Source organism: Vibrio sp. RC2502, from assembly GCF_054850435.1.
This window is the reverse complement of the sequence record NZ_CM141453.1, coordinates 2,707,958-2,726,050: the sequence shown is the minus strand read 5'-3', so window position 1 is coordinate 2,726,050 and position 18,093 is coordinate 2,707,958. Positions and strand designations below refer to the sequence as shown.

14 protein-coding genes and 10 tRNA genes are annotated in these 18,093 nt (G+C 45.9%); 23 read left to right on the top strand and 1 reads right to left on the bottom strand.

The window, feature by feature from the left end:
- Window positions 1–11 precede the first annotated feature (11 nt).
- From truD to rpoS, 5 genes are all read left to right on the top strand, one after another.
- A complete protein-coding gene (gene truD, locus ACYJZR_RS12630) occupies window positions 12–1,055 on the top strand; it encodes a tRNA pseudouridine(13) synthase TruD (protein ID WP_406966430.1) in 1,044 nt (347 codons plus the stop codon).
- The gene (gene surE, locus ACYJZR_RS12625; protein ID WP_021450028.1) at window positions 1,055–1,831 is read left to right on the top strand and encodes a 5'/3'-nucleotidase SurE; all 777 of its coding nucleotides are present in this window, start codon (window positions 1,055–1,057) and stop codon (window positions 1,829–1,831) included. Before truD ends, surE begins: the two co-directional genes overlap by 1 nt.
- Window positions 1,831–2,457: a protein-L-isoaspartate(D-aspartate) O-methyltransferase gene (locus tag ACYJZR_RS12620; RefSeq protein ID WP_005455562.1), complete on the top strand. Its 627-nt coding sequence runs from the start codon at window positions 1,831–1,833 to the stop codon at window positions 2,455–2,457. The genes surE and ACYJZR_RS12620 overlap by 1 nt, the downstream gene beginning before the upstream one ends.
- Before the next feature lie 14 nt (window positions 2,458–2,471).
- Window positions 2,472–3,395, top strand: coding sequence for a peptidoglycan DD-metalloendopeptidase family protein (locus tag ACYJZR_RS12615; RefSeq protein WP_005455560.1), 924 nt, complete (start codon window positions 2,472–2,474; stop codon window positions 3,393–3,395).
- A gap of 80 nt (window positions 3,396–3,475) precedes the next feature.
- Window positions 3,476–4,465 carry an RNA polymerase sigma factor RpoS gene (gene rpoS, locus ACYJZR_RS12610; RefSeq protein ID WP_005478537.1) on the top strand — a complete coding sequence of 330 codons (990 nt, stop codon included), beginning with the start codon at window positions 3,476–3,478 and terminating at the stop codon, window positions 4,463–4,465.
- 78 nt (window positions 4,466–4,543) lie between these two features.
- Here rpoS and mutS read toward each other — a convergent pair whose 3' ends face one another.
- Window positions 4,544–7,105: a DNA mismatch repair protein MutS gene (gene mutS, locus ACYJZR_RS12605; RefSeq protein WP_406966431.1), complete on the bottom strand. Its 2,562-nt coding sequence runs from the start codon at window positions 7,103–7,105 to the stop codon at window positions 4,544–4,546.
- An 84-nt stretch (window positions 7,106–7,189) separates the two neighbouring features.
- Between mutS and pncC the strand changes: the two genes are divergently transcribed.
- The 18 genes from pncC to oadA all read left to right on the top strand — a co-directional run bounded on the left by pncC (window position 7,190) and on the right by oadA (window position 18,088).
- Window positions 7,190–7,672: a nicotinamide-nucleotide amidase gene (gene pncC, locus ACYJZR_RS12600; protein ID WP_029826209.1), complete on the top strand. Its 483-nt coding sequence runs from the start codon at window positions 7,190–7,192 to the stop codon at window positions 7,670–7,672.
- A 201-nt stretch (window positions 7,673–7,873) separates the two neighbouring features.
- Entirely contained in the window at window positions 7,874–8,917 is a 1,044-nt protein-coding gene (gene recA, locus ACYJZR_RS12595; RefSeq protein ID WP_005478550.1) for a recombinase RecA, read from the top strand.
- A 122-nt stretch (window positions 8,918–9,039) separates the two neighbouring features.
- Window positions 9,040–9,507 (top strand): recombination regulator RecX, encoded by a 468-nt coding sequence (gene recX, locus ACYJZR_RS12590; protein WP_005455548.1) that lies wholly within the window; start codon window positions 9,040–9,042, stop codon window positions 9,505–9,507.
- Between the two features lie 142 nt (window positions 9,508–9,649).
- Window positions 9,650–12,232, top strand: coding sequence for an alanine--tRNA ligase (gene alaS, locus ACYJZR_RS12585; RefSeq protein WP_025558694.1), 2,583 nt, complete (start codon window positions 9,650–9,652; stop codon window positions 12,230–12,232).
- 202 nt (window positions 12,233–12,434) lie between these two features.
- Window positions 12,435–13,622, top strand: a complete 1,188-nt coding sequence (locus ACYJZR_RS12580) for an aspartate kinase (protein ID WP_005478552.1) — start codon at window positions 12,435–12,437, stop codon at window positions 13,620–13,622.
- Between the two features lie 92 nt (window positions 13,623–13,714).
- Window positions 13,715–13,912 (top strand): carbon storage regulator CsrA, encoded by a 198-nt coding sequence (gene csrA / locus ACYJZR_RS12575; protein ID WP_004415691.1) that lies wholly within the window; start codon window positions 13,715–13,717, stop codon window positions 13,910–13,912.
- Between the two features lie 243 nt (window positions 13,913–14,155).
- A tRNA-Ser gene (locus ACYJZR_RS12570) sits at window positions 14,156–14,247 on the top strand.
- A gap of 31 nt (window positions 14,248–14,278) precedes the next feature.
- A tRNA-Arg gene (locus tag ACYJZR_RS12565) sits at window positions 14,279–14,355 on the top strand.
- A gap of 29 nt (window positions 14,356–14,384) precedes the next feature.
- Window positions 14,385–14,476 (top strand) — tRNA-Ser (locus ACYJZR_RS12560).
- An 85-nt stretch (window positions 14,477–14,561) separates the two neighbouring features.
- Window positions 14,562–14,638: transfer RNA gene (locus ACYJZR_RS12555), tRNA-Arg, on the top strand.
- Window positions 14,639–14,694: 56 nt separating this feature from the next.
- A tRNA-Arg gene (locus ACYJZR_RS12550) sits at window positions 14,695–14,771 on the top strand.
- Window positions 14,772–14,828: 57 nt separating this feature from the next.
- A tRNA-Arg gene (locus ACYJZR_RS12545) sits at window positions 14,829–14,905 on the top strand.
- Window positions 14,906–14,962: 57 nt separating this feature from the next.
- Window positions 14,963–15,039: transfer RNA gene (locus ACYJZR_RS12540), tRNA-Arg, on the top strand.
- Between the two features lie 57 nt (window positions 15,040–15,096).
- Window positions 15,097–15,173: transfer RNA gene (locus ACYJZR_RS12535), tRNA-Arg, on the top strand.
- Between the two features lie 57 nt (window positions 15,174–15,230).
- Window positions 15,231–15,307 (top strand) — tRNA-Arg (locus tag ACYJZR_RS12530).
- Between the two features lie 57 nt (window positions 15,308–15,364).
- Window positions 15,365–15,441 (top strand) — tRNA-Arg (locus ACYJZR_RS12525).
- 569 nt (window positions 15,442–16,010) lie between these two features.
- Complete coding sequence (locus tag ACYJZR_RS12520) at window positions 16,011–16,268, top strand: oxaloacetate decarboxylase subunit gamma (protein ID WP_005493951.1); 258 nt, start codon at window positions 16,011–16,013, stop codon at window positions 16,266–16,268.
- Between the two features lie 32 nt (window positions 16,269–16,300).
- Window positions 16,301–18,088: a sodium-extruding oxaloacetate decarboxylase subunit alpha gene (gene oadA, locus ACYJZR_RS12515; protein WP_025541890.1), complete on the top strand. Its 1,788-nt coding sequence runs from the start codon at window positions 16,301–16,303 to the stop codon at window positions 18,086–18,088.
- The last annotated feature ends 5 nt before the right edge of the window (window positions 18,089–18,093 follow it).

Below are 18,093 nucleotides of genomic sequence, written 5' to 3'. Positions count from 1 at the left end.
GGAAATACATCATGTCAGATATTTTATCCTCATTGGCTTACCTCACAGGCAAGCCAGTCGCATCAGCAAAAATTAAAGCGCAACCAGAACACTTTCAGGTTCGCGAAGATTTGGGTTTTGCCTTCACGGGAGAAGGTGAACACTTAATGGTGCGCATTCGAAAAACAGGTGAGAACACCAGTTTCGTCGCTAACGAGCTAGCGAAAGCTTGTGGTGTTAAGTCTAAAGACGTTAGTTGGGCAGGCCTGAAAGATCGCCATGCAGTAACCGAACAGTGGCTAAGTGTTCATCTGCCTAAAGGTGAGACTCCAGATTTTTCGACATTTTTGGCGCAATACCCAAGTATTGAAATTCTGGCGACCGATCGACACAACAAAAAACTGCGTCCTGGTGACTTAATCGGGAACGAGTTTGTGGTTACCTTGTCTGAAGTGACAGATGTGGCGGATGTAGAGCAACGCCTTGAAAAAGTTAAACAAGTTGGTGCGCCAAACTACTTTGGTAGCCAACGCTTTGGTAACGATGGAAATAACCTCGACGAAGCTCGTCGTTGGGGACGAGAAAACGTTCGTACGCGTAACCAAAACAAACGCAGCATGTACCTGTCTGCCGCGCGTTCATGGATCTTCAACCGCATCGTTTCTGCTCGTCTAGAAAATGGTGTGTTTGATAAATTCATCGATGGTGACATCGCACAGACATCACAAGGATTGTTGGCTGTTGATGCGAATAACCTTACTGATATGCAAAACAAGCTTGCATTGAGTGAAGTTGAGATTACTGCTGCCTTAGCGGGTGATAATGCGTTACCGACCCAAACTGATGCACTTGCATTAGAACAACCATTTATTGATGAAGAACCAGATTTAATGGCTCTGATCCGTGGTAATCGTATGCGTCACGATCGTCGTGAAATCGCACTCAAACCAAAAGACTTAGCTTGGAACGTTGAAGGTAACAATATTACGTTGACCTTCTCACTCGATGCAGGCTCTTTTGCCACATCCATTGTTCGTGAGTTGGTGAATGAGGTCAAAGTAGAAAGAGAATACTAATGGAACTGGATTCACTAAATACAAAACCTTTAAGAATTCTAATTAGTAATGACGACGGTGTGCATGCTCAAGGAATTCACGCGTTAGCGGATGAGCTGAGAAGCATCGCGGAAGTGATCATTGTTGCCCCAGACCGAAATCGTTCTGGTGCATCAAACTCACTGACATTGGAACAGCCTCTGCGAGTCACAGAAATTGCTCCTAATACTTATTCGGTGCAAGGGACACCGACAGATTGCGTTCATTTTGCTCTAAATGAGCTGATGAAAGATGACCTGCCAGATCTTGTATTATCTGGCATTAATCATGGTGCAAATCTGGGGGATGACGTTCTGTACTCTGGTACCGTCGCTGCAGCAATGGAAGGGCACTTTCTTGGCGTGCAAGCCATTGCATTTTCACTGGTTGGTAAACGTCATTTTGAGTCGGCTGCTAAAATTGCTCGACAGTTGGTTGAGCAACACTTGTCAGCGCCAATCCCAACCAACCGTTTGTTGAACGTAAACGTACCTGATTTGCCTCTCGAGAGTCTTGGTGAAATCGAAGTGACCCGTTTAGGTGCTCGTCATCACGCAGAGAATATGATCAAGCAGAAAGATCCGCGTGGGCATGATATCTATTGGTTAGGGCCTCCGGGGAAAGAACAAGATGCGGGTGAAGGTACCGACTTCTATGCGATTGAGCACGGTCGAGTTTCTATTACCCCACTGCAAGTAGACCTCACGGCTCATGAGTCTCTGCGTGCGATGGATAGTTGGTTGAAGGAAGAGAAGTAATGAGTAACCCACATGCTGACAGGTTGATAGCGTTTCTTATCTCCAGTGGCATCAAAGATCAACGCGTTTTGGATGCAATGCATTGTTTACCGAGAGAGAGCTTTGTTTCTCAAGCGATGATGCACCAAGCCTACGATAACAATGCGCTACCGATTGGTCAGGGACAAACTATTTCTCAACCTTACATCGTCGCTCGCATGACCGAGCTGCTTGAGCTTCAACGTGCTAGTAACGTTTTGGAAATCGGAACCGGTTCTGGGTACCAAACCGCAGTTTTAGCACAAATCGTTGACCATGTTTATTCCGTTGAACGCATCAAATCTTTGCAATGGGAAGCGAAACGTCGTCTTAAGCAACTTGATATCTACAATGTCTCGACGAAGCATGGTGATGGCTGGTTAGGATGGGAAACGAAAGGTCCGTTTGACGCCATCATTGTTACCGCTGCTGCAGAAGTGATTCCCCAAGCGCTTCTCTCACAGCTAAAAGATGGCGGTAAAATGGTGATTCCTGTCGGAGATGCTGAGCAGCAACTACTTAGAATTGAACGCAAGGGTGACGAGTACCTTTCTACCGTTGTGGAAATGGTTCGCTTTGTTCCTCTTGTCGCGGGTGATTTGGCTTAAGGATCTGAGGTTAGGTGAGTAAGTTACTGCGTCATATTGGTATTAGCTTTGTATTAGCTGCGGGACTCGTTGGTTGCGCGGCTCACTCACCTGCGCCTGTTTCCAGCCTAAAGAAGGATTATTCGAGCGTTGAGCGTGGCAGTTATAGAGGGAGTTACTACGAAGTAAAGAAAGGTGACACACTTTATTTCATTGCTTACGTCACAGATAAAGATGTAAATGATCTTGTACGTTACAACGAACTCTCTCAGCCTTACACCATTTATCCAGGTCAAAAGCTAAAACTTTGGGCTCCGAAATATGTCGCGCCAAAATATGGCCAAAAAGTTGAACCCGTTGTAGTACCTGTAGTTACAACGACACCGCCTCCAGTGGTGAAGCCAACGACGACGACAAAGCCTGTGACTTCAAGTAAAAACTCTAGTCAAAAGCCTACAACAACTCCGACTAAAGTCGCACAAAAAGAGCCGCCAAAGAAAGTTGAACAAACCAAAGCAAAGGAGTATGTTGGTTCAAAAGATAACCAACCTACTAAACCGAAGCCGCCAACAACGACGGTACAAAACGACAAAGTATCGAAGTGGTTGTGGCCGACAAAAGGGAGAGTAATCAAGAACTTCTCGGCGGGAGAACAGGGAAATAAAGGCATTGACATCGCAGGACAGCGTGGTCAGCCTATCGTTTCAACCGCAGCCGGCACGGTCGTTTATTCGGGTAATGCGCTAAGAGGTTATGGCAACCTAATTATAGTGAAGCATAACGACAATTATTTAAGCGCATACGCACATAACGACAAACTGCTGGTAACAGAAGGTCAGAGTGTAAAAAGCGGACAGAAAATTGCGACCATGGGTAGTTCAGGCGCAAAATCCGTCAAGCTGCACTTTGAAATTCGCTACCAAGGTAAATCAGTGAATCCAAAACGCTATTTACCGTAAGACTTTGAAAAACAACTTGCGAAATCATTTAGCGACATATTGAGTTGTCATGTCTTGCTAACTCGCCAGGGGGAGGCGTTATGAGTATCAGCAACACAGTATCCAAAGTTGAAGAGTTTGAATACGACAATGCGTCAGAGACGACCATTGATAACGAACTCGAAAAATCATCATCTACTACCGAAGGCAAAACAGCTGTCCGTGAAGAGTTTGACGCGAGCAGTAAAAGCCTAGACGCAACTCAATTGTATCTAGGTGAAATTGGCTTCTCACCTCTACTTACTGCTGAAGAAGAAGTCCTTTACGCCCGCAGAGCATTGCGTGGTGATGAAGCGGCTCGTAAGCGCATGATCGAAAGTAACTTGCGTTTAGTAGTAAAAATTTCTCGTCGGTACAGCAACCGTGGCCTAGCGCTACTCGATCTTATTGAAGAAGGTAACCTCGGTTTGATCCGAGCGGTTGAAAAATTCGATCCAGAAAGAGGCTTCCGTTTCTCAACTTACGCAACATGGTGGATCCGTCAAACGATCGAACGTGCGTTGATGAACCAAACTCGCACCATTCGCTTGCCTATTCATGTCGTGAAAGAGCTGAACATTTATCTGCGTACTGCGCGTGAACTTTCTCAAAAGCTCGATCATGAACCAACTGCAGAAGAAATTGCTGCTCAATTAGATATACCAGTAGAAGATGTCAGCAAAATGCTGCGTCTTAACGAGCGTATTAGCTCCGTTGATACCCCAATTGGTGGTGACGGTGAAAAAGCGCTTCTGGATATTATTCCTGACGCAAACAACTCTGATCCAGAAGTGTCGACTCAAGATGATGACATCAAATCGTCTTTGATCCATTGGTTGGAAGAGTTGAATCCAAAACAAAAAGAAGTGCTTGCACGCCGTTTTGGTTTGCTTGGTTATGAGCCGTCTACGCTTGAAGAAGTGGGACGAGAGATTGGTCTTACCCGTGAGCGTGTACGTCAAATTCAAGTGGAGGGTTTACGTCGACTTCGTGAAATCCTAATTAAACAAGGCCTAAATATGGAAAACTTGTTTAACGTTGAAGACGATTAATACTAAGCTTTCTCGAAACACAAAGGGCTATGGATAACCATAGCCCTTTTCTGTTTTAGGGGGGATTAGATATTCTCGTTAAAGCATTTTCTTCAAACGATACAGCTCTTCAAGGGCTTGACGAGGTGTTAAGTCGTCTGGATCGATGTTTGATAACGCTTGTTCAATTTCGCTAGGTTCAGGGATTAAGCTGAGCTGATTTGCTACATCCACAGTGCTTGGACGAGGCGAGTCGCTAGCTTGACCGAGTTGCTCTAGTTGAGACAGTTTAGTACGAGCATTTTTGATGACCGTTTTAGGTACGCCAGCTAAGCCCGCAACCGCCAAGCCGTATGATTTGCTTGCGGCGCCTTCTTGAACAGCGTGCATGAAAGCAATGCTGTCGCCATGTTCTACCGCATCTAGGTGAACATTTGCTAAGTTTGGTAGCAAGTTCGGTAATTCGGTTAGTTCAAAATAGTGCGTAGCGAAAAGTGTCATCGCGCCAATTTGTGTTGCAAGCCATTCGGCACTTGCCCATGCCAATGAAAGACCATCGTAAGTACTGGTACCGCGACCGATCTCATCCATTAACACCAAGCTGTTCTTGGTTGCGTTGTGGAGAATGTTGGCCGTTTCTGTCATCTCTACCATGAAGGTTGAACGACCTGATGCCAAGTCATCTGAAGCACCGATACGAGTAAAGATGCGATCCAATGAGCCAATTTGTGCTGACTCTGCAGGTACATAAGAGCCGATGTGAGCCATCAACGCAATTAGCGCAGTTTGGCGCATGTAGGTTGATTTACCCCCCATGTTTGGACCCGTGATGATGAGCATTTTACGGCTTGGGCTTAATTCTATTGGGTTAGCAATGAACGGGTCCGAGGTGACTTGCTCTACTACCGGGTGGCGACCTGCTTGAATGTGAATACCTGCGTCTTTAACTAGAGTAGGGCGGCAATAATCCAATGAGTCTGCGCGTTCTGCTAGGTTTTGTAACACGTCCATCTGTGAAACGGCAGAAGCTAGGTTTTGCATTTGTTCAAGATGAGGCATCAGCAAATCGAACAGCTCTTCCCACAGTTTTTTCTCTAGTGCGAGTGCTTTTGATTTTGAGTTCAGAACTTTGTCTTCATGCTCTTTAAGCTCAGGAATAATGTAGCGCTCGGCATTTTTCAGAGTTTGGCGACGCACGTAATGTGGCGGTACCAAATGGCTTTGGCCACGGCTTACCTGAATGAAGAACCCATGTACGGCGTTGTAGCCAACTTTCAGCGTATCGATGCCATGACGCTCGCGTTCATCCGCTTCGAGCTTTTCTAGATACTCGGTTGCACCATCAGCGAGCTTGCGCCACTCATCCAATTCTTCGTTATAGCCTTCTGCAATCACACCACCATCGCGGATCACTACCGGCGGGTTTTCTTTGATAGCACGTTCAAGAAGCTCACATACCTCATCTAATGGCGCAGCAAACTGAGCCAACTGCACTAGGTATGGATGAGCTAAGGATGCAGTGAGCGATTCTAGTTCAGGAAGTTGCTGCATGGCATGGCGTAGGCGAGCCATATCACGTGGACGAGCAGAACGTAGAGCCAGACGCGCTAAGATACGTTCAATATCGCCAATCTGTTTTAAAGTTGGCTGAAGATCGGTAAATATGCCTTGATCTTTAATTTCACCAATCGCATCCAGACGGTTGTTTAGCGTATCAATACAACGCATCGGTTGATGCAGCCAACGCTTTAACATGCGGCTGCCCATCGGGGTTGAGCAATGGTCGAGAACTGCGGCGAGTGTATTGTCCGTGCCGCCAGCTAAATTTTGGGTGATTTCTAGATTGCGACGCGTAGCTGCATCTAAAATTACAGAGTGATCTTGGCGATCAAACGTTAGTGAGCGGATATGTGGTAGAGCAGTGCGTTGTGTGTCTTTTACGTATTGGATCAAACAACCTGCGGCGCACAAACCAAGAGAGGCGTGCTCAACACCAAAACCGACAAGATCACGGGTACCAAACTGCTGGTTCAACTGTTGTTTGGCTGTATCCAGTTCAAACTCCCATACAGGGCGACGACGGTTACCGTTACGGTTCGACATCAAGTGGACTGGCTCGAAATCTTCAGGGAACAACAACTCACGCGGTGCGGTGCGTTGTAGTTCTGCCATCATGGCTTCTTCGGTTTCTGGCTCCGTTAATTGAAAACGGCCAGAAGTAACGTCTAACGTCGCATAACCAAATTTGCCGTTGTGATGGTAAATCGCAGCGATTAAGTTATCGAGACGTTCAGAAAGCAGCGCCTCATCGGTTACGGTGCCTGGCGTGACAATGCGTACTACTTTACGCTCAACAGGACCTTTGCTCGTCGCTGGATCCCCAATTTGTTCACAGATTGCGACTGACTCACCAAGCTGAACTAGTTTCGCGAGATACCCTTCCACGGCATGGAATGGCACTCCCGCCATAGGAATAGGTTCTCCGGCCGATGAACCGCGCTTGGTTAATGAAATATCAAGCAGTTGAGACGCTCGTTTCGCGTCATCATAGAAGAGTTCGTAGAAATCGCCCATGCGGTAGAACAGCAAAATTTCTGGGTTCTCAGCTTTTAGCTTGAGATATTGCTGCATCATCGGAGTGTGTTTTTGTTCAGCTTTCACAGGTAAGTTCTTTTGTTTATTTCCGTAGCGGCTTAGGATACGTGAATCCCTATCAAGTAAAAAGAGACAAAGGGCATTTTGGCTATGGAAAAAACAACAAAATTAAGTGCTGATTTAGGTGTGTTACTTGCGCGACATGGGCATGTGCTGACTACAGCAGAGTCCTGTACTGGCGGTGGCGTTGCAGCCGCAATTACTGATATTGCAGGTAGCTCCGGTTGGCTTGACCGCGCTTTTGTTACGTACAGTAATGAGGCCAAAATGGAGATGCTTGGAGTGCAGTTTCAAACACTCCAAGCGTATGGCGCTGTGAGTGAGCCGGTTGTAATCGAAATGGTGCAGGGGGCATTAAAACATTCCAATGCAACAATTGGGGTGTCTATCAGTGGCATCGCTGGTCCTAGTGGTGGCAGTGAGGAAAAGCCTGTTGGAACAGTGTGTTTTGCCTTTGCAGATAATCAGGGGTGGCAGTTAGTAGAAACCATGCATTTTTCTGGAAATCGAGCAGAAGTTCGCGAGCAAGCGGTGATTCATGCATTGAGTCAATTGCACCAACACTTAATCTAGATTTTTTTGGATCTGCGTAAGCCCAGAGAAAACAAGGGCTAGAGAAAACTGCACGATATTGTGAGCCAAATTTTTTTCATACAGGTATAGACACTGTATGAATCAACAGTATAATGACTTCCATTGCTGAGCAGAACTTCTGCTTAAGAAAAATGAATTACTATTCGTCGCCCAAAGAAGATGAATAAATCGGAGAAAGTAATGGACGAGAACAAACAGAAAGCGCTCGCCGCTGCGCTAGGTCAAATTGAAAAGCAATTCGGTAAAGGCTCTATCATGCGCCTTGGTGATAACCGCGCAATGGATGTAGAAACCATTTCAACGGGTTCGCTTTCTCTTGATATCGCTTTGGGTGCTGGTGGTCTACCAATGGGTCGTATCGTAGAAATCTACGGTCCAGAATCTTCAGGTAAAACAACGCTAACTCTCGAGCTTATCGCTGCTGCACAACGTGAAGGTAAAACTTGTGCGTTTATCGATGCTGAGCACGCGTTGGATCCTGTGTACGCTAAAAAGCTTGGTGTTGATATCGATGCGCTATTGGTATCTCAGCCAGACACTGGTGAGCAAGCTCTAGAGATTTGTGATGCATTAGCTCGCTCTGGCGCCATCGACGTAATGGTTGTTGACTCTGTTGCTGCTCTAACACCTAAAGCTGAGATCGAAGGCGAAATGGGCGACAGCCACATGGGTCTCCAAGCTCGTATGCTTTCTCAAGCAATGCGTAAGCTTACAGGTAACCTGAAACAGTCTAACTGTATGTGTATCTTCATCAACCAAATCCGTATGAAGATTGGTGTGATGTTCGGTAACCCTGAAACGACTACTGGCGGTAACGCGCTTAAGTTTTACGCTTCTGTTCGTTTAGATATCCGTCGTACTGGCGCAATCAAAGAAGGCGATGAAGTTGTAGGTAACGAAACGCGTATCAAAGTGGTTAAGAACAAGATTGCAGCACCATTTAAAGAAGCAAACACGCAAATCATGTATGGCCAAGGCTTTAACCGTGAAGGTGAGTTGATTGACTTAGGCGTGAAGCACAAGCTAGTAGAAAAAGCGGGTGCTTGGTACAGCTACAATGGCGATAAGATTGGTCAAGGTAAAGCAAACGCTTGTAACTACCTGCGTGAGCATCCAGAAATCGCGAAAACAATCGATACCAAACTGCGTGAAATGCTACTTTCTCCAGCTCAACCAGAAGCACCTGCTGCCGGTGAGAAGCCTGAGCAAGAAGAAGAGTTTTAATCTTCTGATAAACTTAAAATAAAGCCCTGCGTTGCAGGGCTTTGTTGTATTTGTCGAAATCAAATCGAAGAAATTTAAGGCAAACGAAAAGCCTGTACAGCCAAATTACCTTTAGGATCACTATGTACCAAAAGCGACAAGCACCGACGCTATCTAGCAAAGAAGCTGCGATTCAGTTACTTAGTCGTCGAGATCATGGCTTATATGAGCTCCATCAAAAGCTTGCGATGAAAGGCTATGAAGAGGCTGATATTGAAGCTGCGATTAACTTTTGTTTAGAACACAATTATTTGGATGACTTGCGTTACGCCAAAAGCCAAGTGCGTCAACACGTTTACAAAGGTCATGGTGAGCGTCGTATTCGCCAAGAGCTTAACCAGAAGCGCGTTGCAGAATCTGTCATTGAACAAGCAATGGCAGAAGAGCCCCAAGATTGGTTTGAATTGGCAAAGTTGGCAGCAGAGAAGAAATTTAAAGGAATAAAGGCCAAAGACCAGAAAGAGTACGCTAAACAGGTTCGTTTCTTACAATATCGCGGCTACAGTTTTGACCAAATTAGCTATGCGTTAAGCTTTGAAGACGAAGATTAGGCGTGAATTATTCACGCTGATTTTTGTTTTGCTTCAAATTTTTTCTTCTACCCCCTCTTTTCCGCAAGAAAACTAGTCTCAGCTGATTGCATGATCTACAATACGGCAAAATTCTAACTCGACTATTTTCAGGAAGAGCTGCATGTACATGAGCACTGACGAGGTTCGTAACGCGTTCCTCAAGTTCTTTGAAAGCAAAGGACACCAAATCGTAGAAAGTTCATCGTTAGTTCCACATAACGACCCAACCCTGCTGTTCACAAACGCAGGTATGAACCAATTTAAGGATTGTTTCTTAGGCTTGGAAAAACGAGCCTATACTCGAGCGACTACGGCTCAACGTTGTGTACGTGCTGGCGGTAAACACAACGACCTGGAAAACGTGGGCTTTACAGCTCGTCACCATACTTTCTTTGAAATGCTAGGTAACTTCAGCTTTGGCGATTACTTCAAAGAAGACGCGATTTCATTCGCTTGGGAATTTCTAACAGACGTTCTTAAGCTGCCTGCAGACCGTCTATTGGTGACCGTTTACGAAACTGATGACGAAGCATTCGATATCTGGAACAAGAAAGTAGGTGTTCCTGCAGATCGCATCATCCGCATTGGCGACAAGAAAGGTGGTAAGCCATACGAGTCAGACAACTTCTGGCAAATGGGTGACACTGGTCCTTGTGGTCCATGTACTGAAATCTTCTACGATCACGGTGAGCATATCTGGGGTGGCCGTCCTGGCACACCTGAAGAAGATGGTGACCGTTTCATCGAGATCTGGAACAACGTATTTATGCAGTTCAACCGTCATGCTGATGGCACGATGGAACCGCTACCAAAACCGTCGGTAGATACAGGTATGGGTATCGAGCGTATCTCTGCAATCATGCAAGGCGTTCACTCAAACTACGAAATCGACGTATTCCAAGCTCTTATCAAAGCAGCCGCAGAAGTGATCGGTTACGAAGACCTATCAAACCAATCGCTACGCGTTATCGCTGACCACATCCGTTCATGTTCATTCCTGATTGTTGATGGTGTTATGCCGTCAAACGAAGGTCGTGGCTATGTTCTACGTCGTATCATTCGTCGTGCTGTTCGTCACGGTAACAAGCTAGGTGCGCAAGGTGCATTCTTCTACAAATTGGTTGGTGTACTAGCTGACATCATGGGCACTGCAGGTGAAGAACTGAAACGTCAGCAAGCTGTCGTAGAAAAAGTACTGCGTATCGAAGAAGAAAACTTCGGTCGTACACTTGAACGCGGTATGGCGATTCTAAACGAAGCGCTAGATAACCTTGATGGTAAAGTGCTCGACGGTGAAACCGTATTCAAACTTTACGATACTTACGGCTTCCCTGCTGACTTGACTAATGACGTTGCGCGTGAACGTGAGTTCGCGATTGACGAAGAAGGCTTCGAGAAAGCAATGGAAGAGCAGCGTCAGCGTGCGCGTGAAGCGGGTCAGTTCGGTACAGACTACAACGCAGCAATTAAAGTTGATACACAAACTGAATTCTGTGGCTACGTTGGAACAAAAGGCTCTAGCTCAGTGGCGGCAATGTTCGTTGAAGGCAACGAAGTGGATTCTCTATCTGCTGGCGACAAAGCGATCATTGTGCTTGGTGAAACCCCATTCTACGCTGAGTCAGGCGGTCAATGTGGTGATGCGGGTGAAATCCGCACTGAAGCTGGTGTGTTCCGAGTAGAAGATACTCAAAAGTTAGGCAACGCAATCGCACACCACGGTGTTATGGCGGAAGGTGTTCTAGCGAAAGGCGATGAAGTTGCTACTATCGTTGACGCAGAACGTCGCGCAGCTATCTCTCTAAACCACTCAGCAACGCACTTGCTACACGCCGCACTTCGTCAAGTTCTTGGTGAGCACGTGACGCAAAAAGGCTCTTTGGTTAAAGCAGAAAACCTACGTTTTGACTTCTCTCATCTAGAAGCGGTAACGGCGGCAGAGCTAAAAGAAGTTGAACGTCTAGTGAACGCGCAAATTCGTCGCAACCACGTTATTGAAACCAATGTGATGGATATTGAGTCTGCGAAGAAGAAAGGCGCAATGGCGCTGTTTGGCGAGAAGTACGATGATGAAGTTCGCGTACTGTCTATGGGCGATTTCTCTACAGAGCTTTGTGGTGGTATCCACGCTTCTAACACTGGCGATATCGGCTTATTCAAGATCACCTCTGAGAGCGGCATCGCGGCGGGCATCCGTCGTATTGAAGCAGTAACAGGTGAAGCAGCTCTAGATGCGATCGAAGCTCAAGCAGCAAAATACGAAGAGAAACTAGCAGAATCTGCACAAAAAGCGAAAACGCTAGAAAAAGAACTTCAGAAGCTTAAAGACAAGATGGCTGCTGCTGAAAGCGCAAACATCATGGGTAAAGCAGTGGAAGTAAACGGCACGAAAGTACTGGTTGCTGCACTAGAAGGCGCAGATAGCAAAAACCTACGTACAATGGTTGACGACATCAAGAACCAAATGGGCTCAGGTGTTGTGCTTCTAGCAAACGTAACTGATGACAAAGTTGGCTTGATTGCTGGTGTGACGAAAGATCTCGTAGGCAAAGTTAAGGCGGGCGACCTCGTTAAAATGGTTGCAGAGCAGGTTGGTGGTAAGGGCGGTGGTCGCCCTGACATGGCGCAAGCTGGTGGTACTGATGTGTCAGCATTACCAGAAGCGATCAAAACTGTTCAGCCTTGGCTAGAAGAGCGCTTATAAGCATTACATAACGAATTTACGCTCAATCAAGTTTCTTTGATTGGGCGTAATTTTTTTACGGTAACCAAGTGGTTTAATTGACCGAAAAATAACCAGGTCATTTAAGCTGCTTGGTTTTTGTTGTAACTACCGCTTATATAATTTCAACTAGTGGAATATAAGTGGTCCGAATGAGACTTTGGTCTTGGGAAGGTGAAGACTGGTGAAAAAGCCCCTTATCGTGCAAAAGTTTGGTGGAACCTCCGTGGGTTCAATTGAAAGAATCCACCAGGTCGCTGAACACATCATTAAGGCGAAAAATGATGGTAATCAAGTTGTCGTAGTTGTGTCTGCAATGTCAGGCGAAACAAACCGACTAATGGACCTAGCGAAACAAGTAGATAGTGTTCCTACGGCTCGAGAACTTGATGTTTTGCTCTCTGCTGGTGAGCAAGTGTCAATGGCGCTATTGGCGATGACACTCAATAAATTGGGCTATGTAGCTCGCTCACTTACCGGAGCACAAGCGAACATTGTGACGGATAATCAACACAATGACGCGACGATTAAACATATTGATACCTCAACGATTACGGATTTACTTGAACAAGATCAAATCGTCATTGTCGCAGGTTTTCAAGGTGTGAATGAAAATGGGGATATCACCACATTAGGTCGAGGCGGCTCTGATACGAGCGCCGTGACGCTTGCAGGCGCATTGCGCGCTGACGAGTGTCAAATCTTTACCGACGTTGATGGTATTTATACTTGTGACCCACGTGTAGTGAAAAATGCTCAGAAAATGGCGGTCATTGACTTTCCTTCAATGGAAGCAATGGCAAGTCGAGGAGCAAAAGTTCTACATTTACCTTCTGTGCAGTTCGCATGGAAGAATAATGTACCGCTACGCGTGCTTTCGACCTTTGAAGTTAATGAAGGCAGTTTGGTTAAGGGGGAATCAGGCCATCAAGCCGTCTCTGGTATAGCCATTCAACGTGACCTTGCCATTATTGAAGTCGATAAAGAACATTTATCTAGTGCTACAAAACAATGTCAGATGTTAGGCATAGACATTTGGAATGTGATCGAGGAAACAGAACGAACAGGTATCATGATAAAACAAGAAGCATGTGCCAAGTTCGATCTGGTGTTCAGCGATAAAATCCGTAATAGTGAAGCAGTAAGCCTGTTAACCGCTGTAGGGCTTGAAGCCAATGGAATGGTGGAACATGCATGCGGTTTGTTGGCTCAGCAAGATATTGCGATCAATTTCTGCGCAACGAATGCTCTCACTATGATGCTGGTATTGCCACCTGAGAGTGTGGATACAGCAGCAAACATTCTTCATGATGCTTACATTACGTCTAGTGAAGCATTGAACATTCAGCAAAAACATGCCTTTTTAGGCTGATTTTCCGTGACAAGGTAGTTTACGAAAATATAACTTTTGTTGGATAATAGCTTTGTAGCAAGAAAATTTAGAGATTACTCAAGGAGCAAAGAATGCTAATTTTGACTCGCCGCGTAGGCGAAACACTTATGATTGGTGATGAAGTGACTGTAACTGTACTAGGTGTTAAAGGTAACCAAGTACGTATCGGTGTTAACGCTCCGAAAGAGGTTTCAGTTCACCGTGAAGAAATCTACATGCGCATTCAGGCTGAAAAAGGCAATGGCAACGTTGCTTCAGGTAACTACTAAGTCGCTCCTGTTTACAGAGCTTAGTTTGAATGAAAAAGGCTAGCCGATCGGCTAGCCTTTTTAGTTTCTGATAAATGTCATTTTTTAAGAGAAGATTCTCTTTTTTTCATCATAATAGAGTGATAAGGTTTGTTTTATAGTCACTTTGATTAAATCCGCATCGGTTAAGCGTTTTTTGCGTTTTTTTTCAAAGAAAGTGTTTGACATATTTTCGGTAAAACGTAATATGTGCCTCCGCAAGACGGTGAGGTGGCCGAGAGGCTGAAGGCGCTCCCCTGCTAAGGGAGTATACGGTTTATCCCGTATCGAGGGTTCGAATCCCTCCTTCACCGCCATTCTTGCAACGTTGATTTATCAACAAAAAGTGCGTCCTTAGCTCAGCTGGATAGAGTACCTGGCTACGAACCAGGCGGTCGGAGGTTCGAATCCTCCAGGACGCGCCATATCTCTTTTGAGATATAACAATGAAAACGGTGAGGTGGCCGAGAGGCTGAAGGCGCTCCCCTGCTAAGGGAGTATACGGTTTATCCCGTATCGAGGGTTCGAATCCCTCCTTCACCGCCATTCATTGACTGGCCCGATGGCCTTTTTTTTGTTTCGCAAGAAATGAATGTGATTTACTTCACAACTTCCTAGCAAGAAGATCTGCGCGTCCTTAGCTCAGCTGGATAGAGTACCTGGCTACGAACCAGGCGGTCGGAGGTTCGAATCCTCCAGGACGCGCCACTATTTAATAATTCGTTTGATAAACGGGTTATACAAAGTAAAATAAAGATTATTGCGCGTCCTTAGCTCAGCTGGATAGAGTACCTGGCTACGAACCAGGCGGTCGGAGGTTCGAATCCTCCAGGACGCGCCACTCTTTAGGGTTTCCTTGTGAACTCCTGATATTGGTAATACTGATATCGAAAACTGCGCGTCCTTAGCTCAGCTGGATAGAGTACCTGGCTACGAACCAGGCGGTCGGAGGTTCGAATCCTCCAGGACGCGCCACTCTTTAGGGTTTCTTTGTGAACTCCTGATATTGGTAATACTGATATCGAAAACTGCGCGTCCTTAGCTCAGCTGGATAGAGTACCTGGCTACGAACCAGGCGGTCGGAGGTTCGAATCCTCCAGGACGCGCCACTCTTTAGGGTTTCCTTGTGAACTCCTGATATTGGTAACACTGATATCGAAAACTGCGCGTCCTTAGCTCAGCTGGATAGAGTACCTGGCTACGAACCAGGCGGTCGGAGGTTCGAATCCTCCAGGACGCGCCACTATTTAGGGTTTCCTTGTGAACTCCTGATATTGGTAATACCGATATCGAAAACTGCGCGTCCTTAGCTCAGCTGGATAGAGTACCTGGCTACGAACCAGGCGGTCGGAGGTTCGAATCCTCCAGGACGCGCCACTTTTTAGGGTTTCCTTGTGAACTCCTGATATTGATAATACTGATATCGAAAACTGCGCGTCCTTAGCTCAGCTGGATAGAGTACCTGGCTACGAACCAGGCGGTCGGAGGTTCGAATCCTCCAGGACGCGCCACTTATCAAAAAGCCTCGCTTATGCGAGGCTTTTTTTGTATCTGAAAAACAAACACTCACTACTTATTCTCTAGTCTGCGCTGTCAAAGTAGGTTTCTTTTCTTATCTGATTGAACTGCAATGTCACTTTGCGTATCTAGTCAATCATCTCTAATAATTCATCATCGGTGCTCCATGCTTTCTTCGTTTCCAGCAAAATGATGACTAGCGTGATTTAAATAAAATATGTTAATCACATGTTGTAATGGTGTTTTTGTTTTGATCTTTACTCCTATCTTTTTGTTTTAATAGTTCTTTCTTTTAATCTCACTTGTTTTGTTTTGAAATCTTAATCGCAGTTTTCTCGTGCTCTTTGAATTAACCTGTTTATATATTGAGCATTCGTTCTAACTCGATGGTTTAAGTTTGAATTGTGATCTGGGTAGTGAATAAATAATCAATTATGGAGATTATTTAAATCCTTCCTTAAACAAAATTGACAAAATTTAACCAATCGAGATAATCCATTGGTCGGGATTTGACGCAAATAAAGTCCTGCACGTTGTCAGGATGACAAAGAAAGGAAGCAACATGACGAATATAGGAAGCCTGCTAGTAGATGCGGCCACCCTTATGGTTACGGGGATGGCGGTCGTATTTATTTTCCTCACCATTCTTGTTTATCTCGTTCGGCTATTGTCGAAACTGGTACCAGAAGAAGTACCAGAGCCGATCGCAGCACCAAAAACAAATACCAAAGTTCAATCAACCTCTTCAGCTGTTAGTCCACAAGTAGTGGCAGCGATTTCAGCGGCGATTCATCAACATCGCGCTTCAATCGCGAAGTAGCCGAATATAGGATTAAAAAGGAGTTTAAGAGCATGTCTAAACCACTAGCTATTACCGATGTGGTCCTTCGAGACGCCCATCAATCACTGTTTGCTACGCGTATGCGTATCGAAGATATGCTGCCTATCGCAGCTGAGTTGGATAAGATTGGATACTGGTCCCTAGAAACCTGGGGTGGTGCAACGTTTGATTCGTGTATTCGATTCCTTGGGGAAGACCCTTGGGAGCGTCTACGTGAGTTGAAAAAGGCGATGCCAAATACACCAATGCAAATGCTACTTCGTGGTCAAAACCTTTTAGGATATCGCCATTATGCTGATGACGTAGTAGAGAAGTTCGTTGAGCGTGCTCATGCCAATGGTATGGATGTATTCCGTATCTTTGATGCGATGAACGATGTTCGCAATTTCCAAAAAGCGGTGAAATCGGCGGTAGATGTTGGCGCTCATGCGCAAGGCACCCTGTCATACACAACAAGCCCTGTTCACAATACGGATACTTGGGTTGATTTAGCAAAGCGTTTGGAAGATCTCGGTTGTCATTCTCTGTGTATCAAAGACATGTCTGGCTTGCTAAAGCCTTACGAAGCGCAAGAGCTAATCACACGCATCAAAGCCTCTTGTGATGTACCACTGGCACTCCACTGCCATGCAACCACTGGTCTTTCTACCGCTACGGCAATCAAAGCGGTAGAGGCTGGTATCGACATCCTCGATACGGCTATTTCTTCGATGAGCTGTACTTACGGGCATACCCCGACAGAAACGGTTGTAGCAATGCTGCAAGGTACTGAGCGCGACACCAACCTGAAACTTGATCAACTAGAACCTATTGCAGCTTACTTCCGTGAAGTACGTAAGAAATACGCGAAGTGGGAAGGGCAACTAAAAGGCGTGGATTCTCGTATCCTTATCGCTCAAGTGCCAGGTGGTATGTTGACGAATATGGAAGGTCAGCTAAAAGAGCAAGGTGCAGCGGATCGTATCGACGAGGTGTTAGAAGAAATCCCACGTGTACGTGAAGATCTTGGCTTTATTCCTCTCGTAACACCGACGTCTCAGATCGTTGGTACTCAAGCCGTCATTAACGTACTGACCGGCGAGCGCTACAAGAGCATCACTAAAGAAACCGCTGGTGTTCTCAAAGGTGAGTACGGTGCCGCTCCTGCGGCAGTGAATGCCGAACTACAAGCAAAAGTCCTTGAAGGTAAAGAGCCAATTACGTGCCGCCCTGCTGATTTGTTAGAGTCAGAAATGGAAGCTCTCACGGTGGATTTAATGGATAAGGCTCAATCTGAAGGCATTAAGCTTGCGAGTGAACGCGTTGATGACGTACTTACTTATGCGTTGTTCCCTCAAGTTGGTCTGAAGTTCCTTAAAAACCGTGGTAACCCTGATGCTTTTGAACCAGCACCTACATTGGAAAGTGCAAAACCAGTTGCAGCGCCTGCGGCTCCAGTCGCGTCTGGTAGCGTAGAAACTTACAGTGTTCGCGTTGATGGACAAGTCTACGAAGTTGAAGTGGGGCCAAAAGGACAATTGACTTCTGTGACGCCAAGTTCAGCTTCTGCACCAGTGGCCGCTCCCGTTGCGCCTGTGACGACAAATGCGGAATCGGTTCCTGCACCGCTTGCAGGAAACATCTTTAAAGTGAACGTTCAGCCGGGTGCTGAAGTCGCGGAAGGTGATGTCCTACTGATCCTTGAAGCAATGAAGATGGAAACGGAAGTTCGTGCAGCCCGCGGTGGTATCGTTCAAGAACTGAACGTTAAAGAGGGTGATGCCGTTACTGTTGGTGCACCTCTTCTCAGCTTGGCGTAAGGGAG

Excerpts from the sequence above, each read along its gene's own strand:
- csrA (WP_004415691.1), top strand. The coding sequence starts at position 13,715 with ATGCTAATTTTGACTCGCCGCGTAGGCGAAACACTTATGATTGGTGAT.
- alaS (WP_025558694.1), top strand. The coding sequence starts at position 9,650 with ATGTACATGAGCACTGACGAGGTTCGTAACGCGTTCCTCAAGTTCTTT.
- surE (WP_021450028.1), top strand. The coding sequence starts at position 1,055 with ATGGAACTGGATTCACTAAATACAAAACCTTTAAGAATTCTAATTAGT.
- oadA (WP_025541890.1), top strand. The coding sequence starts at position 16,301 with ATGTCTAAACCACTAGCTATTACCGATGTGGTCCTTCGAGACGCCCAT.
- truD (WP_406966430.1), top strand. The coding sequence starts at position 12 with ATGTCAGATATTTTATCCTCATTGGCTTACCTCACAGGCAAGCCAGTC.
- ACYJZR_RS12520 (WP_005493951.1), top strand. The coding sequence starts at position 16,011 with ATGACGAATATAGGAAGCCTGCTAGTAGATGCGGCCACCCTTATGGTT.
- ACYJZR_RS12620 (WP_005455562.1), top strand. The coding sequence starts at position 1,831 with ATGAGTAACCCACATGCTGACAGGTTGATAGCGTTTCTTATCTCCAGT.
- rpoS (WP_005478537.1), top strand. The coding sequence starts at position 3,476 with ATGAGTATCAGCAACACAGTATCCAAAGTTGAAGAGTTTGAATACGAC.
- recX (WP_005455548.1), top strand. The coding sequence starts at position 9,040 with ATGTACCAAAAGCGACAAGCACCGACGCTATCTAGCAAAGAAGCTGCG.
- pncC (WP_029826209.1), top strand. The coding sequence starts at position 7,190 with ATGGAAAAAACAACAAAATTAAGTGCTGATTTAGGTGTGTTACTTGCG.
- recA (WP_005478550.1), top strand. The coding sequence starts at position 7,874 with ATGGACGAGAACAAACAGAAAGCGCTCGCCGCTGCGCTAGGTCAAATT.